Here is a 15,317-nt window from a genome sequence, read left to right on the forward strand (position 1 = left end):
GCACATTGTCACGAATGTCCGGTATCGCCGAGAGGGTGTCATGCTCAGAACAGGACCCCGATCCGCCCGCGGTCCCCGGCGTGCGGAACACGACCTGCCCACCCTCCTCGGGGCGGACGGGACGGCGCAGATCGGGATGCAGCTGGCGGGCTTCACGCTGCCGCTCCTCGCGCTCTACGCAGCGGACGCCAGCGCCTGGCAGATCGGGATGCTCACGGCGTGCCTCACCGCGCCGACGGTCCTGCTGGGGCTTCCCGTCGGAGCCTGGGTCGACCGGTGGCCCGCGCGACCCGTGATCGTCGTCGGCACCCTCGGGCGCGCGCTGCTCCTCGCCTCCCTCGCCGTCGGTGCCTGGTCCGGGATCGGCGTGGCCGCCCTGTGCCTCGCCGCGCTGGCCGTCGGCACCTGCGGCGTGTTCGTCGACATCGCGTACCTCAGCCTCATCCCCTCCTTGGTGCCGCGGCACCGCCTCATGGTGGCGAACGGTCGCCTTCAGGCGGTCCGCAGCGCCTCCTACGCCTCAGGTCCGGCCCTCGGCGGCATCCTCGTCCAGAGCCTGGGGGCGGGCTCCACGCTGCTCGCCGCCGCGACGGCGCAGTCCCTCGCGGCGCTGGGCACCGGCCGCATCCGCCACGACCGGCCCCGCACGACCCACCGGGACGAGCGTGATCTCCTGCGGGAGGTCCTGACCGGGATGCGGGTCGTCACGGCAAGCAGGGTGCTGCGGCAGGTCCTGCTCGCCTCGGCGCTCCTCGGCTTCTTCATCGGGCTCGGGATGCCGATGACGACGGTGCTGCTCGTCCGCGATCTCGGACTGCCCAGCAGCACCGTCGGCCTGGTGCTGGCCGCGAGCGGCGTCGGCGGTGTCGTCGGGAACCTGGTCGTCGGGTCGGTCGCGAGGCGGCACGGGACCACGCGGACCGTCGTCGGAGGAGCGGCGCTGCTCGCGTTCCCGGCTGCGCTCGTCCCCCTGGCGGGACCAGGCCCCTGGCTCGCCGCACCGGTCCTCGGGCTGCTGCTCGGGGCCGTGGGGCGCGGGATCTACAACGTCGCGGTGCTGACCGTGCGGCAGAGGCTCACCCCGCACCACATGCTCGGACGCGTGAACGCCAGCATCCAGGTCGTCCTCGGCGGGATGCTGCCGATGAGCAGCGCTGCGAGCGGCGGCCTTGCGACCATCGTCGGCGCACGTGGCGTGCTGTGGGTCTCGGCGGCCGGTGCCATCGCCTCCGCTCTCTGGGTGGTCGCATCGCCGGTCGCACGCAACGACCTGGACGAGCACGAGCCGGCACCGACCGACGCGTCACCCTAGACGGTCCCCAGGACCTCCTCCATGCCGCGCACGGAGCGCCGCAGCTCCAGCGGGCTGAGCCCGGTGAACCGCTCGACCTCGCGCTGCGGGTAGCCGGCGTCGGCGTAGCTGCGCAGCACCTCGACCACCCGGCGGGCGTCGCCGCGGTCGTCGACGCCGAGCTCGCGCACGGCGCAGGACATGCGCACGCCGGCGAGGAAGGCCGACGGGGTCAGCCCGACCCGCTCCGCGAAGAGCGCGTGCAGCGATGCGAGCGAGCGGTCGACCGAGCGCGCCAGGTCGATCGCGCGGACGAGCCCGCGCTCCTCGTCGGCGAGCTGCACCACCCGCTCGAGGTCGGCGCGGTCGCCCGCGGGGACCGGACGGCGGACCGCCCCGACGAGCAGGTCCTCCAGGGCCCGCGCCGTCGCCTCCTCGTCGTGCCCGTCGCCCAGGCGCCCGGCGAGCTCGGCGGGGTCGAGCCCCAGCGCGGCGGCCAGGCCCCGGTGGTCGTCCACCAGCAGCCCGCCGTCGGGGGCGAGCGCGGACAGCGCCCACGGGGCGAGCCGGGCCCCGACCTCGTACGACGGCACCGCGGGGTCGGCGGCGAGCACGACCTGGGGCGCGGTACGGGGTCCGCGCAGCACCGACCCGATGACCTCGGCGTCCCGGGTCAGCGGGTCGATCCAGCGCACGGGGCCGCCGAGCCGCACCACCGCGGCCGGTCGCCCGTCCGGGAGGGCGACGCGCGGCGGCGCGCCGTGGGGACCGCGCGCCACCCAGAGCGCCTCGACGAGACCGGAGGGTCCCGGCGCGAGCGACAGGGAGTGGCGGGCGGACGTGGCGGCGACCATGTCCCCATGATCGCCCGGGGACGCCGCCAGGGGAACGGGACCTCGGACCCGGTGCGTCCCCGGGACGCGCGACGGGCCCGGCACCGCGTGGTGCCGGGCCCGTCGCGAGGGCCGTCAGTCGCCGAACGGGCCGACCCGGACCACGGAGCGCGGGCGGGACGCGAGGTCCGCGGCCAGCTCCTGCACGTCCGTGGCCGTGACCGCGCGCACGCGGTCGAGCGACTCCTGGGTGGACAGCAGCTCGCCGTGCACCAGCTCGGACTTCCCGAGCCGGCTCATGCGCGACCCCGAGTCCTCGAGACCGAGCACCAGGCCGCCGGACAGCTGGCCCACCGAGCGTCGCAGCTCGGCGTCGGTGATGCCCCCGTCCGCGAGCCGCTCCAGCTCGGCCACCAGCAGGTCGGTCACCTCGTCGACGCGCCCGGGGGTGCATCCGGCGTAGAGCCCGAAGACGCCGGTGTCGGCGTGCCCGGAGGCGAACGAGTAGGTGGAGTACGCCAGGCCCCGCTTCTCGCGGATCTCCTGGAACAGCCGCGACGACATGCCGCCGCCGAGCACCGCGTTGAGCACGGACAGCGTGAAGCGCCGGGGGTCCGTGGCCGTCAGACCGGTGCCGCCGACGATGACGTTCGCCTGCTCGGTGGCGCGCCGCACCGTGACCCGGGACGGCCCGGCGGTGACGGGCAGCGCCTCGGACGGGCCCCGGCGGGCGGCGGGCGCCTCGCCGTCGGCGAGCGACCAGCCGCCGTCGTGCAGGGCGCGGACGACCTGCTCGGTCAGCGCGTCGTGGTCGACGTTCCCGGCCGCGGTGACGACCAGGGTCGCCGGGCGGTAGTGCTGCCGGTAGTGCGCCCACACGGCGTCCCGCGGGACCGCGCGGATGGTGTCCGGCGTGCCGCCGATCGGGCGCCCGAGGGGGTGGTCGCCGAGCACGACGGTGGCGAAGCGCTCGTGGACGACGTCGCTCGGGTCGTCGTCGTTCATGGCGAGCTCCTCGAGGATCACGCCGCGCTCGGTCTCGAGCTCGTCGCGGTCCAGGCGGGCGGACGTCACCATGTCGGCGATGACGTCGACCGCCATCGGGAGGTCCTCGTCGAGCACCCGGGCGTAGTAGCAGGTGTGCTCCTTGCCCGTGGCGGCGTTCGCCTCGCCGCCGACCTCGTCGAACGCCTCGGCGATGTCCATCGCCGTGCGCCGCGCGGTGCCCTTGAACAGCAGGTGCTCGAGGAAGTGCGTCGACCCGTGGTGGCCGTCGGACTCGTCGCGCGAGCCGACGCCCACCCACGCCCCGACGGACGCGGACCGCATCCCGGGGACGTGCTCGGTGAGCAGGCGCACCCCGCCGGGCAGGACGGAGCGACGGAGCTCGCCGTCACCCGCCTGCCCGGCGGTCAGGTCGCTGCCCGGCTGCCCGGGCGCGACCAGAGGGAGGTGCAGGGGCACGTCAGGCGTCGGCCGGCTCGGCCGCTGCGGAGTCGGCACCCTCGGCGGGCGCCTCGTCCTCGACCACCGCGTGGAGCGACAGCTTGCCGCGCGGGTCGATCTCGCCGATCTCGACCTGGACCTTCTGGCCCACGCCGAGGACGTCCTCGACCTTCTCGACGCGCTTGCCGCCCACCAGGCGACGGATCTGCGAGATGTGCAGCAGGCCGTCCTTGCCCGGGGAGAGCGAGATGAACGCGCCGAAGGTGGTCGTCTTGACGACCGTGCCCACGAAGCGCTCGCCGATCTCCGGCATGTGCGGGTTGGCGATCGCGTTGATCGCGGCCCGCGCCGCCTCGGCCGAGGGGCCGTCGGTCGCGCCGATGTAGACGGTGCCGTCGTCCTCGATGGAGATGTCCGCGCCGGTCTCCTCCTGGATCTGGTTGATCATCTTGCCCTTCGGGCCGATGACCTCGCCGATCTTGTCGACCGGCACCTTCACCGTGATGACGCGCGGGGCGTTCGGGGACATCTCGTCGGGGACGTCGATGGCCTCGTTCAGCACGTCGAGGATCGCGAGGCGCGCCTCCTTGGCCTGGGTCAGCGCGTCGGCCAGCACGGAGGCGGGGATGCCGTCGAGCTTGGTGTCGAGCTGGATGGCCGTGACGAACTCGCGGGTGCCGGCGACCTTGAAGTCCATGTCGCCGAACGCGTCCTCGGCGCCCAGGATGTCGGTCAGCGCCGCGTAGCGGGTCTGGCCGTCGACCGTGTCGGACACCAGGCCCATGGCGATGCCGGCGACGGGCGCGCGCAGCGGCACACCCGCGTTCAGCAGCGACAGGGTCGAGGCGCAGACGGACCCCATGGAGGTCGAGCCGTTGGAGCCCAGCGCCTCGGAGACCTGGCGGATCGCGTAGGGGAACTCCTCGCGCGACGGCAGCACGGGCAGGATCGCCCGCTCGGCGAGCGCGCCGTGGCCGATCTCGCGCCGCTTCGGCGAGCCCACGCGGCCCGTCTCACCGGTCGAGTACGGCGGGAAGTTGTAGTTGTGCATGTAGCGCTTGCGCGTCTCGGGCGACAGCGTGTCGAGCTGCTGCTCCATGCGGAGCATGTTCAGCGTGGTGACACCCATGATCTGGGTCTCGCCGCGCTCGAACAGCGCCGAGCCGTGCACGCGGGGCAGCACCTCGACCTCGGCGGACAGCGTGCGGATGTCCCGCAGGCCGCGGCCGTCGATGCGGAAGCCGTCGGTGAGGATGCGCTGGCGGATGACCTTCTTGGTCACGGAGCGCACAGCGGCGGACAGCTCCTTCTCGCGCCCCTCGAACGAGGCGGCCAGGGCGTCGAGCGTCTCGGCCTTGATCTCGTCCAGGCGGCCCTCGCGGGTCTGCTTGTCGGCGATCTGCATGGCCTCGCGGATCTTGCCCTCCGCGGCGCCCTCGACGGCCTCGTACGCGTCCGGCTGGTAGTCCGGGAACGTCGGGAACTCGCGGGTCTCCTTGGAGGCCTGCGCGGCGAGCTCCTGCTGCGCCACGACGAGCGAGCGGATGAACGGCTTCGCGGCCTCGAGGCCCTCGGCCACGACGGCCTCGGTCGGGGCGACGCCGCCGGCGTCCTTGATGAGGTTCCAGGACTTCTCGGGCGCCTCGGCCTCGATCATCGCGATCGCGACGTCGTCGCCGACCACGCGACCCGCGACGACGATCTCGAACGTCGCGCGCTCGCGCTCGGTGTACCGCGGGAACGCGACCCACTGGCCGTCGATCAGCGCGATGCGCACGGCGCCGACCGGGCCGGAGAACGGCAGGCCGGAGATCTGGGTGGAGATGGACGCGGCGTTGATCGCGAGCACGTCGTACGCGTCGTCCGGGTGGATCGCCAGGACGGTGACGACGACCTGGACCTCGTTGCGCAGGCCCTTGACGAACAGGGGGCGCAGCGGGCGGTCGATCAGCCGGCAGGCGAGGATCGCGTCCGTCGAGGGGCGACCCTCGCGACGGAAGAACGAGCCGGGGATCTTGCCGGCGGCGTACTGCCGCTCCTCGACGTCCACCGTGAGGGGGAAGAAGTCGAACTGGTCCTTGGGGTGCTTGCCCGCCGTCGTGGCGGACAGCAGGGCCGTCTCGCCGTCGAGGTAGGCCATCGCGGAGCCGGCGGCCTGCTTGGCGAGGCGGCCGGTCTCGAAGCGGACGGTGCGCGTGCCGAAGCGGCCGTTGTCGATCACGGCCTCGGCGAACTGGATCTCGGGACCCTCCACGGGTGCCCTCCTTCGTCTTGAGGGCGCCGGACCGGTCACGGCGGTCTTCGATCGAGGAGCCCGGACACGCGTTCCGGGAACCACTACCGAGGACCGGACGCGTCGACCGGCACCCGTCGTTGCTGGTGTCTTGCTGGGTGGGACGTGTGCGCCGGGCCGGGGCCCGACGCGCGACCAGCCCGGACCCCGCACGGGGTCCGGGCCGGTCAGGCGGTCACCGGCGCAGGCCGAGCCGCTGGATCAGGCTGCGGTAGCGGTCGATGTCGACCTTCTGCAGGTAGCCCTGGAGGCGACGACGCTGGCCGACCAGCAGCAGCAGCCCACGACGGCTGTGGTGGTCGTGCTTGTGCGTCTTGAGGTGCTCGTTCAGGTCGTTGATGCGCTGCGTCAGCAGGGCGATCTGGACCTCCGGCGAGCCGGTGTCACCCTCGTGGGTGGCGTACTCGGCCATGATGGACTTCTTGGTGGCGCTGTCGAGGGGCACGGCTCTCCAGTTTGTCTCGTTGCGCGGTGCTCCGGGGCAGGTCCACCCGGGCGCTCTCGGTCCGCGGCCGTTCTGACGGCTGTGCGAGTCTATCAGCCGGCGGCGCCGGCGAGCACGCCCCGGACACCCTCGACGTCCTGGTGCATGCGCGCGACCAGCGCGTCCACGGAGTCGAAGCGCAGCGTCGGCCGCAGCCGCTCGACGAACTCGACCACCACCTGCTCGCCGTACAGGTCCAGGTCCGTGCGGTCGAGCACGTACGCCTCGACGCTGCGCCGCGCACCGTCGAACGTCGGGTTGGTGCCCACGGAGACCGCGGCGGGCAGCACGGCGTCCGGCGACCCCGGCGCCACGGCGGGCCGGCGCAGCCAGCCGGCGTACACCCCGTCCGCGGGGACCATCCCGTCGGAGCCGGGTGCCAGGTTGGCCGTCGGGAACCCGAGCTCCCGGCCCCGCTTCGCGCCGTGCACCACCGTCCCGCGCATCCGGTGCGGGCGACCGAGCACGCGCGCGGCCTGCCGGACGTCGCCCGCCTCGAGCAGCTCCCGCACCCACGTCGAGGACCACCGGCGACGCAGCGGGTCGGCCAGGGCGTCGCCGAGCTCGCGCACCTCGGACCCGTCCGGGACGACGTCCTCGATCACCTCGACGCCGAAGCCGAACCGCTCCCCGAGCTCGGTCATCGTGGCGAGGTCCCCGGCGTTGCCGCGTCCGAACCGCACGTCGCGCCCGACGACGACCGTCCGCGCGTGCAGCCCGTCCACGAGGTAGCGGCGCACGAACTCCTCGGCGGTCTGCTGGGCGAACTCCAGCGTGTACGTCAGCAGCAGCACCGCGTCCAGGCCGGTCTGCCCGAGCAGCTCCAGGCGGTCCTCGTCGCCCGTGAGCAGCGGCGGGGCGGTCTCGGGGCGGTGCACCTGCTGCGGGTGGGGCGTGAACGTCACCGCGACGGACCGGGCGCCCGCGGCACGCGCATCGGCGACCATGCGCGTCAGCACGCCGACGTGACCGCGGTGGACGCCGTCGAAGTTGCCGATCGTCACCACCGACGGCCCGAAGTCCGCGGGGACCTGCGCCAGGTCCGTCCAGCGCTGCACACGCACTCCCGTCCGTCGGCGCCGCGTGGCGCGTGTCGAGCGCGCCGGCGGTCGCGGCGCGGGGACAAGCCTGCCACGGCGCGACGGGTGCCTCCGCCGCCGGCGCACCGACCGGCGCGGCAGGAGCGAGCGGCCGGCCCGGCCGGGGACGCCCGCGGCGCCGGGGTCAGGACGCGGCGGCGAACACGAGCACCGGGCGGGCGTGCGGCCCGCGGTCCTCGAGCAGCGCCGCCAGCTCCCCGTCGGGCGTCACGGCCGCGACCGTGACGCCCGCCCCCGAGCCCGACGCGGGGATCCGCTGCCCGAACGACAGGGCACGCGCCTCGTCCCCGGTGAGCTCGCGGACGGGGAACGTCGCGCGGGCGGCGTCCGCCAGGGGCAGCGTGTCCAGCGGGACGTCCGCCGGCCACGCGTCCAACTGCTCGAGCGTCCGGGCGTCCGCCACCGGGTAGCCGCCGACGCGGGTGCGCCGCAGCGCGGTCAGGTGGCCGCCGACGCCGAGCGCGCGGCCGAGGTCACGGGCCAGGGCGCGGATGTAGGTCCCGGAGGAGCACACCACGGTGACGTCCACGTCGACCGCCGGCACACCCGCGTCGACGGCGGGCCGCACCGTGTGCACGTCGAACCGGTGGATCGTCACGGACCGGGCGGCGAGCTCGACGTCCTCCCCGGCGCGGACCCGGGCGTAGGCGCGCTGCCCGTCCACCTTGATCGCGCTGACGGCGCTCGGGACCTGCTGGATCGGGCCGGTGAGCGCGGCGACGCCCGCCTCCACGGCGGCTCGCGTCACGCCGGAGGCGTCCGCGCGGGTCAGCACCTCGCCCTCGGCGTCGTCCGTCGTGGTCGCGACGCCGAGGCGCACGGTGGCGGTGTACTCCTTGTCGGCGCCCACCACGTAGGTCAGCAGCCGGGTGGCCCGGCCGACGCCCAGCACGAGCACGCCGGTGGCCATGGGGTCGAGCGTCCCCGCGTGCCCGACCTTGCGGGTGCCGGCGAGCCCGCGGACCTTCGCGACCACGTCGTGGCTGGTCCAGCCCTGCGGCTTGTCGACGACGAGCAGGCCGTCCGGGGCGGTGGGGCGGCGGGGGCGGTCGGGGCGGCGCTGCTCACGCGCGGGGCTCATGCGCGCTCCCCCGCCGCGGCACCGGCGGCCGGCACCTCCCCGGCGGCCGCGGCCACCACCTCGGGGGCGAAGCAGCGCAGCAGGGCGTCGAGGCCGGCGTCCTCGCCGGCGTGCGCGAAGCCGTCCGAGCTGAGCAGCACGTTGAAGAGCATGCCGTCGGCCACGAACCGGCGGGCGGTCTCGTCGGCGTCGGGGACGTCGGCCCCGACGCGCGCCCGGAACAGCCGGAAGACCTCGCCGAGGGTGTGCCGCGCGAGCTGCCCGACCTCGGCGTCGTCCGACGTGAAGCCGTGCATGAGCACCCGGAGCAGGTCGCGGTCGGCCATGAGCTCCATGGACGCGCGGCCGGTGCGCTCGACGGCGTCCGGGCCCGGGGCCACCGCGGCCATCGCCTCCAGGACGCGGCCGGTGGCGGACCGGTAGAGCTCGAGGAACAGGCGCTGCTTGGATCCGAACAGCCGGACGACGTACGGCTGCGAGACGCCGGCGGCCCGCGCGACCTGGTCGGTGGTGGTCCCGGCGTAGCCGCCCTCGGCGAACACGGTCATCGCGGCGGCCAGGATCTGCTCGCGGCGCCGCTCGCCCGACATCCGGGGCGCGCGGGCGACGGTGCTCCGGGCGTCGACATCCATGCGCGACAGGTTATCAGTCGATAACTAGCGACCCTGTCCGGTCACAGTGATCAGTCGATGCTCACTGGAGGCGGATGTCGGCGCAGGCCCGCACCCCCACGCCCGCTCGGCGCGTTCGGCGCGGTGTTCCTGCTCGCGCAGTACCTGCAGGTCGCCCAGGGCTGCTCCCCGCTGGAGGCGGGCCTGCGCACCCTGTCGTGGACGGCGGCGCCGATGGTGGTCGCACCGCTCGCCGGCCTGGTCGCGCCGCGCATCGGCGCACGGGTGCTGCTCCCCGCGGGCCCGACGGCGCTGGCCGCCGGGCCGGCGTGGCTGGCGCTCGCCGCGGAGGGCAGCGGGTACGCCGCGCCCTGAGCACCCGGGACGACCGGAGCCGGGCCGCAGCCGGGGCCGGGACGTGACCCGGGGTCAGCGCGCGGCGTCCGCCTCGTCCTCGTCCTCGTCCGCCGGGCGGCGGTACGGGTCCTCGTCGCCGGCGTACCGCGCCCCCTGCGCGAGCTGCGACACCTCGGCGTCGCGCCGGGCCGCCTCGAGCAGCGCCGCGTCCAGGTGGGCCGCCGTCTCGGGGACGGCGTCCAGGTGGAACTCCAGCGTCGGCGTCAGCCGCACACCGGTCTGCTTGCCGACCTCCGAGCGGATCAGGCCCTTCGCGCTCTCCAGTGCCGCGGCCGTGCCCTCGCGGGCCTCGTCGTCGCCCAGCACCGTGTAGAACACGCTCGCGTGCTGCAGGTCACCGGTCACGCGGACGTCGGTCACCGTCACGAAACCCAGGCGCGGGTCCTTGACGCGGGTGTCGAGCATCTGCGCGACGACCTGCTGGATGCGGTCCGCGAGCTTGCGGGCCCGGGGGTGGTCCACCATGTCGAACTCCTCTCACCGCCCGCGTCGCGGACGGACGACCGCGGGTCTGCCCCCACGCTCCGTGCGTGGGGGCAGACCCGCAAGCGGGACCTGTCAGGAACGCGGCTTCTCGCGCAGCTCCCAGGTCTCGATGACGTCACCCTCGGTGATGTCGTTGTACGACCCGAGGCCGATACCGCACTCGTAGCCCTCGCGGACCTCGGTGGCGTCGTCCTTGAACCGCTTGAGCGACTCGATGGTGAGGTTGTCACCGATGACGTTGCCGTTCCGGAGCACCCGCGCCTTGGAGTTGCGGCGGATCTCCCCGGACCGGACCAGCGAACCGGCGATGTTGCCGAACTTGGAGGAGCGGAACACCTCGCGCACCTCGGCGGTACCGAGCTGCACCTCCTCGTACTCCGGCTTGAGCATGCCCTTGAGGGCGGCCTCGACGTCGTCGATCGCCTGGTAGATGACCGAGTAGAACCGGACGTCCACGCCCTCGCGCTCGGCGAGCTCCTCCACCCGCTCCGCGTACTTGACGTTGAAGCCGATGATGATCGCGTTGTCGACCGTCGCGAGGTTGACGTCGTTCTGCGTGATCGCACCGACACCGCGGTGGATGACCCGCAGGTCGACCTCGTCGCCCACGTCGATCTTGAGCAGCGCGTCCTCCAGCGCCTCGACGGCACCGGACACGTCGCCCTTGAGGACCAGGTTGAGGGTCTCGACCTTGCCCTGCTGGAGCGCCTGCGTGAAGTCCTCGAGGCTGATGCGCTTGCGGCGCTTGGCCAGGAGGGCGGCACGCTCGGCGGCCTCGCGCTTCTCGGCGATCTGCCGCGCGGTCCGCTCGTCGGGCGCCACCAGGAAGGTGTCGCCGGCGCTCGGCACCGACGCCAGGCCGAGGACCAGCACCGGACGGGCCGGGCCCGCCTCGGTGACGTTGTCCCCGTGCTCGTCGAACATCGCCCGGACGCGGCCGTGGGCCGTGCCCGCGACGATCGCGTCACCGACGTGCAGCGTGCCGGACTGGACCAGCACGGTCGCGACGGCGCCGCGGCCCTTGTCGAGGTTCGCCTCGATGGCGACACCGCGGGCGTCCTTGTCGGGGTTGGCCCGCAGGTCGAGCGCGGCGTCCGCGGTCAGCAGCACGGCCTCGAGGAGGTCGTCGATGCCCATCCGCTGCTTGGCGGAGACGTCGACGAACATCGTGTCGCCGCCGTACTCCTCGGCCACCAGGTTGTACTCGGTGAGCTGCTGGCGGATCTTGGCGGGGTTGGCCCCCTCCTTGTCCACCTTGTTGACCGCGACCACGATCGGCACGTTCGCCGCCTGGGCGTGGTTGAGCGCCTCGATGGTCTGGGGCATCACGCCGTCGTCCGCCGCGACCACGAGGATCGCGATGTCCGTCACCTGCGCACCACGGGCACGCATGGCGGTGAACGCCTCGTGACCCGGGGTGTCGATGAACGTGATGGCCCGGTCCTGGCCCTCGTGCTCCGTGCGGACCTGGTAGGCACCGATGTGCTGCGTGATCCCGCCGGCCTCGCCCGCGACGACGTCCGTGGAGCGGATCGCGTCGAGGAGCTTGGTCTTTCCGTGGTCGACGTGACCCATGACCGTGACGACCGGCGGGCGAGGGAACAGGTCCTCGTCGGACTCCCCCTCGAGCTCGGCGTCCAGGTCGATGTCGAAGGCCCCGAGCAGCTCGCGGTCCTCCTCCTCGGCCGAGACCATCTCCACGACGTAGCCGAGCTCGGTGGCCAGCGTGCCGAAGGTGTCCTCGTCGAGGGACTGCGTCGCCGTGGCCATCTCACCGAGGTGGAACAGCACCGTGACCAGCGAGGCCGGGTTGGCGTCGATCTTGTCGGCGAAGTCGTTCAGCGACGAGCCGTGGCGCAGGCGGATGACGGTCGAGCCGTTCCCGCGCGGCACCTGCACGCCGCCGAGCGACGGCGCCTGCATCTGCTCGAACTCCTGGCGCTTCGCCCGCTTCGACTTCCGTCCGCGGACGGGACGGCCGCCGGCGCGCCCGAAGGCACCCTGCGTCGAGCCGCGGCCACCGGCACCCGGACGGCCACCGCCGCCGGGACGGCCGCCGAAGCCGCCGCCACCACCGGGACGGCCACCGCCACCGCCGTAGCCGCCGCCACCGCCGGGACGGCCACCGCCACCGCCCGCGCGGGCGGGACGGTCACCGGGACGGCCGACGCCGCTGGTGCTGCGGCCGGGCATCATGCCGGGGTTCGGCCGCGGGGCACCGGGACGCGGCGCCGCGGGACGCGGGCCACCCGGGCGGTCGCCGGCACCCGCGGACGCAGCAGGCGCCTCGGAGCGGCGCTCGCCGGGACGGGGCATGCCCTGCGAGGGCGCGAACGGGTTGTTGCCCGGACGCGGGCCACCGGGACGCGGGCCACCGGAGCGCGGCATGCCCTGCGAGGGCGCGAACGGGTTGTTGCCCGGACGCGGCCCACCGGGACGCGGGGCGCCACCGGGACGACCGGAGCGGCCGTCACCGCCCTCGGTCGGGCGCGACGGCGCCGCGGGACGCGGCGACGGGGCGGCCGGACGCGGGGCGGCCGGACGGGCCGCCGGAGCCGCCTGCTCGGCGGGGGCGGCCGGGGCCGTGGGCTCCGCCGGTGCGGACGCGGCCGGGGCCTCGGGGGCCGGGCGCTGCGCCGGGCCGGGGGTCGCCGCCGGGGCGGACGCCGCGGGGCGGGCCGCCGGGGCCGGCGAGGGTGCCGGGGCGGACGCCGCGGGGGCGGCGGCCGGGGCCGGGCGGGCGGGGGCGGGCTTGGCGCCGCCACCGGCCGGGTAGGTGTCCCGCAGCTTGCGGACCACCGGCGGCTCGATCGTCGAGGACGCCGAGCGCACGAACTCACCGAGCTCGTTCAGCTTGGTCATGAGGGTCTTGCTGTCGACTCCGAGCTCCTTGGCGAGCTCGTAGACGCGGACCTTGGCCACATCTCTCCCTGTCTCGGCCCGCCCAGGACAGGGTGGACCGTCGTTAGTGCTGGGTACTCATCGCTGGGTACTCATCGGTGCGTGCTCATCGGGCAGCCATCGGCTCTTCGACCCGCTTTCCTGTTCGACGGTGCACATGCCACCGGGCAGGCGCCCGGCGGCGACGGTCGTGCCTCACCCCGCCCCGAGGTGCTCCCCGACCGCGGACGTGTCCAGCGGCCCCGCGAGTCGCAGGGCCCGCGGGAACGCACGTCGGCGCTCGGCGAGCTCGAGGCAGTGAGGATCGGGGTGCAGCCACGCCCCCCGGCCCGGCAGCGCGCGACGCACGTCGACGACGAGCACGGTCTCACCCGTGTCCGACGCCGCCGCGACCACGCGCAGCAGAGCCGACCTCGGTCCGGCAGTCCGGCACCCCACGCACGTGCGCACCGGGCCCACGACCACCGGCGCGGCGACGTGCGCTGCGGGGTGTCGGGGGTGGCGCCTGCTCGGCGAGGAGAGCCGGGCGTCCGGCCCAGCCGCGTCCAGTCTAGCGCGCGAGGTCACTCTGCTCGACCGGCGGCACGCGGGGCCGGGCCCGCGGAGCCCTCCGGCGCGCCGTCGTCGGCCCTGGCGGGCGCCCCCGCGCCCTCGGCCGGCTCCTGCGCGTCGGACCGGATGTCGATCCGCCACCCGGTCAGCTTCGCCGCCAGCCGCGCGTTCTGGCCCTCCTTGCCGATCGCCAGCGAGAGCTGGTAGTCCGGCACCACCACGCGGGCGGCACGTGCAGCGGGGTCGACGACCGTGACCGACAGCACCCGCGCCGGCGACAGGGCGTTCGCGACCATGCGGGCCGGGTCGTCCGAGTGGTCGACGATGTCGATCTTCTCGCCGTGCAGCTCGGCCATCACGGCGCGCACCCGGGCCCCGAGCGGGCCGATGCACGCGCCCTTCGCCCCGAGCCCGGGGACGGTCGAGCGCACGGCCATCTTGGTGCGGTGGCCGGCCTCGCGCGCCAGCGCCGTGATCTCGACGTGGCCGTCGGCGATCTCCGGGACCTCCAGCTCGAACAGCTTGCGGACGAGGTTCGGGTGGGTGCGCGACAGCGTGATCTGCGGCCCCTTCGCCCCGCGGGAGACGTCCAGCACCAGCGCGCGGATGCGCTCGCCGTGCACGTACTGCTCCGTGGGCACCTGCTCGTGCGCGGGCAGCACCGCCTCCGTGCCGCCGACGTCGACGAGCACCACGCGCGGGTCACGACCCTGCTGGATCACGCCCCCGAGGACCTCGCCCTCCTTGCCGCGGAACTGCCCGAGCACCTGGTCGTCCTCGGCGTCGCGCAGCCGCTGGACGATCACCTGGCGGGCCGTGGCCGTCGCGATGCGCCCGAACCCCGCCGGCGTGTGGTCGAACTCCGGGCCCGTCACCGTCGTGGTCGGCGGCACGGCCGTCGCGGCGGCGTCGGCGTCCACGTCGGAGGCGTCGGGCGCGGGCACCACCGTGCGCTCCCGCGCCCACACCGTCACGTGCCCGGACCGGCGGTCGAGCTCGACGCGGGCGTCCGGGTAGGCGTCCGGCGTCCGGTGGTAGGCCGAGAGCAGCGCCTGCTCGATGGCCGAGACCAGCACGTCCAGGCTGATGTCGCGCTCGCGCTCGATGAGCCGCAGCGCCTGCATGTCGATGTCCACGTCAGTCCTCCCGGCCCGTCGGCCCGTCCGCCGCGCCGTCGCCGGCGCCGTCCTCGCCGCGCCCGCCGTCCTTGACGAGCTCGACCTCCACCCGGCCCTCGCGCACCCGCTCGAGCGGGACCCGCACCGGGTCGCCGACCTTCGCGGGCCGGCCCTTGAGTCCCGGGGTCACGGGGGTGACGACCACCGTGTCACCGTCGGCCCCGTCGGCCCCGTCAGCCCCGTCGGCCCCGTCAGCCCCGCCGGCGACGACGTCCACGAGGCGGCCGGCCAGCACCGTCCCGTCGGCCAGACCGAGGACGACCAGCCGCCCGAGGGCGCGGGCGTAGTGCCGGCGCGCGGTGAGCGGGGCGTCGGCCCCGCGGGTCGACACCTCGAGGGTGTACCGGTCCGGCAGGCCGTCGAGCGCGTCGAGCGCGTCGGACACGGTGCGCGACACCGCGGCGACGCCGTCCAGGTCGACGGCCTCCTCGGCGTCCTCCACCGCGTCGACCACGACGCGCACCACCGGCTGGCCGGCGTCGCGCGCGAGCTCGACGTCCTCCAGCCACAGCCCGGCGGCGGCCACCACCGGCTCGATGGTCTCCCGGATGCGCTGCGCGCTGACGGGCGCGGGCATGTTGACCTCCTGTGTCGGTCCTCGGCGGGGTGCGGCCTCGTCGCGCGCACGCCGACACCGGGGACGT

General features: G+C 74.8%; 14 protein-coding genes. 2 read left to right on the forward strand and 12 right to left on the reverse strand.

The window, feature by feature from the left end; genetic code table 11:
• Window positions 1-136 precede the first annotated feature (136 nt).
• Complete coding sequence (locus K5O09_RS11775) at window positions 137-1,312, forward strand: MFS transporter (RefSeq protein ID WP_222169724.1); 1,176 nt, start codon at window positions 137-139, stop codon at window positions 1,310-1,312.
• On the opposite strand, the gene K5O09_RS11780 is transcribed toward K5O09_RS11775, so the two are convergent.
• From K5O09_RS11780 to K5O09_RS11810, 7 genes are all read right to left on the reverse strand, one after another.
• Window positions 1,309-2,145, reverse strand: coding sequence for an AraC family transcriptional regulator (locus K5O09_RS11780; protein WP_222169725.1), 837 nt, complete (start codon window positions 2,143-2,145; stop codon window positions 1,309-1,311). The genes K5O09_RS11775 and K5O09_RS11780 overlap by 4 nt on opposite strands.
• Window positions 2,146-2,259: 114 nt before the next feature.
• Window positions 2,260-3,588: a pitrilysin family protein gene (locus K5O09_RS11785; RefSeq protein ID WP_222169726.1), complete on the reverse strand. Its 1,329-nt coding sequence runs from the start codon at window positions 3,586-3,588 to the stop codon at window positions 2,260-2,262.
• 1 nt (window position 3,589) lies between these two features.
• The gene (locus K5O09_RS11790) at window positions 3,590-5,824 is read right to left on the reverse strand and encodes a polyribonucleotide nucleotidyltransferase (protein WP_222169727.1); all 2,235 of its coding nucleotides are present in this window, start codon (window positions 5,822-5,824) and stop codon (window positions 3,590-3,592) included.
• Window positions 5,825-6,038: 214 nt separating this feature from the next.
• The gene (gene rpsO, locus K5O09_RS11795) at window positions 6,039-6,308 is read right to left on the reverse strand and encodes a 30S ribosomal protein S15 (RefSeq protein ID WP_154730160.1); all 270 of its coding nucleotides are present in this window, start codon (window positions 6,306-6,308) and stop codon (window positions 6,039-6,041) included.
• Window positions 6,309-6,400: 92 nt separating this feature from the next.
• A complete protein-coding gene (locus K5O09_RS11800; RefSeq protein WP_222169728.1) occupies window positions 6,401-7,405 on the reverse strand; it encodes a bifunctional riboflavin kinase/FAD synthetase in 1,005 nt (334 codons plus the stop codon).
• A 166-nt stretch (window positions 7,406-7,571) separates the two neighbouring features.
• Entirely contained in the window at window positions 7,572-8,528 is a 957-nt protein-coding gene (gene truB, locus K5O09_RS11805; RefSeq protein WP_222169729.1) for a tRNA pseudouridine(55) synthase TruB, read from the reverse strand.
• A complete protein-coding gene (locus K5O09_RS11810; protein ID WP_255595354.1) occupies window positions 8,525-9,160 on the reverse strand; it encodes a TetR/AcrR family transcriptional regulator in 636 nt (211 codons plus the stop codon). Before K5O09_RS11810 ends, truB begins: the two co-directional genes overlap by 4 nt.
• A 123-nt stretch (window positions 9,161-9,283) precedes the next feature.
• On the opposite strand from K5O09_RS11810, the gene K5O09_RS19220 reads away from it, so the two are divergent.
• On the forward strand, window positions 9,284-9,514 hold the full coding sequence (locus K5O09_RS19220) for a hypothetical protein (protein WP_255595355.1): 231 nt from the start codon (window positions 9,284-9,286) through the stop codon (window positions 9,512-9,514).
• Between the two features lie 54 nt (window positions 9,515-9,568).
• Here the strand turns inward: K5O09_RS19220 and rbfA are convergent, their stop codons facing one another.
• The 5 genes from rbfA to rimP all read right to left on the reverse strand — a co-directional run bounded on the left by rbfA (window position 9,569) and on the right by rimP (window position 15,250).
• Window positions 9,569-10,021: a 30S ribosome-binding factor RbfA gene (rbfA, locus tag K5O09_RS11820; RefSeq protein WP_222169730.1), complete on the reverse strand. Its 453-nt coding sequence runs from the start codon at window positions 10,019-10,021 to the stop codon at window positions 9,569-9,571.
• 93 nt (window positions 10,022-10,114) lie between these two features.
• Window positions 10,115-12,964: a translation initiation factor IF-2 gene (infB, locus tag K5O09_RS11825; protein WP_222169731.1), complete on the reverse strand. Its 2,850-nt coding sequence runs from the start codon at window positions 12,962-12,964 to the stop codon at window positions 10,115-10,117.
• Window positions 12,965-13,138: 174 nt separating this feature from the next.
• Complete coding sequence (locus K5O09_RS11830) at window positions 13,139-13,510, reverse strand: YlxR family protein (protein ID WP_222169732.1); 372 nt, start codon at window positions 13,508-13,510, stop codon at window positions 13,139-13,141.
• Entirely contained in the window at window positions 13,507-14,631 is a 1,125-nt protein-coding gene (nusA, locus tag K5O09_RS11835; protein WP_222169733.1) for a transcription termination factor NusA, read from the reverse strand. The genes K5O09_RS11830 and nusA overlap by 4 nt, the downstream gene beginning before the upstream one ends.
• A 1-nt stretch (window position 14,632) precedes the next feature.
• Window positions 14,633-15,250 (reverse strand): ribosome maturation factor RimP, encoded by a 618-nt coding sequence (gene rimP, locus K5O09_RS11840; RefSeq protein ID WP_222169734.1) that lies wholly within the window; start codon window positions 15,248-15,250, stop codon window positions 14,633-14,635.
• Window positions 15,251-15,317 lie beyond the last annotated feature (67 nt).

It is taken from the genome of Cellulomonas sp. C5510, assembly GCF_019797765.1.
Classification (GTDB): Bacteria; Actinomycetota; Actinomycetes; order Actinomycetales; family Cellulomonadaceae; genus Cellulomonas.

Excerpts from the sequence above, each read along its gene's own strand:
- K5O09_RS11775 (WP_222169724.1), top strand. The coding sequence starts at position 137 with ATGCAGCTGGCGGGCTTCACGCTGCCGCTCCTCGCGCTCTACGCAGCG.
- K5O09_RS11780 (WP_222169725.1), bottom strand. The coding sequence starts at position 2,145 with ATGGTCGCCGCCACGTCCGCCCGCCACTCCCTGTCGCTCGCGCCGGGA.
- truB (WP_222169729.1), bottom strand. The coding sequence starts at position 8,528 with ATGAGCCCCGCGCGTGAGCAGCGCCGCCCCGACCGCCCCCGCCGCCCC.
- K5O09_RS11810 (WP_255595354.1), bottom strand. The coding sequence starts at position 9,160 with ATGGATGTCGACGCCCGGAGCACCGTCGCCCGCGCGCCCCGGATGTCG.
- rbfA (WP_222169730.1), bottom strand. The coding sequence starts at position 10,021 with ATGGTGGACCACCCCCGGGCCCGCAAGCTCGCGGACCGCATCCAGCAG.
- rimP (WP_222169734.1), bottom strand. The coding sequence starts at position 15,250 with ATGCCCGCGCCCGTCAGCGCGCAGCGCATCCGGGAGACCATCGAGCCG.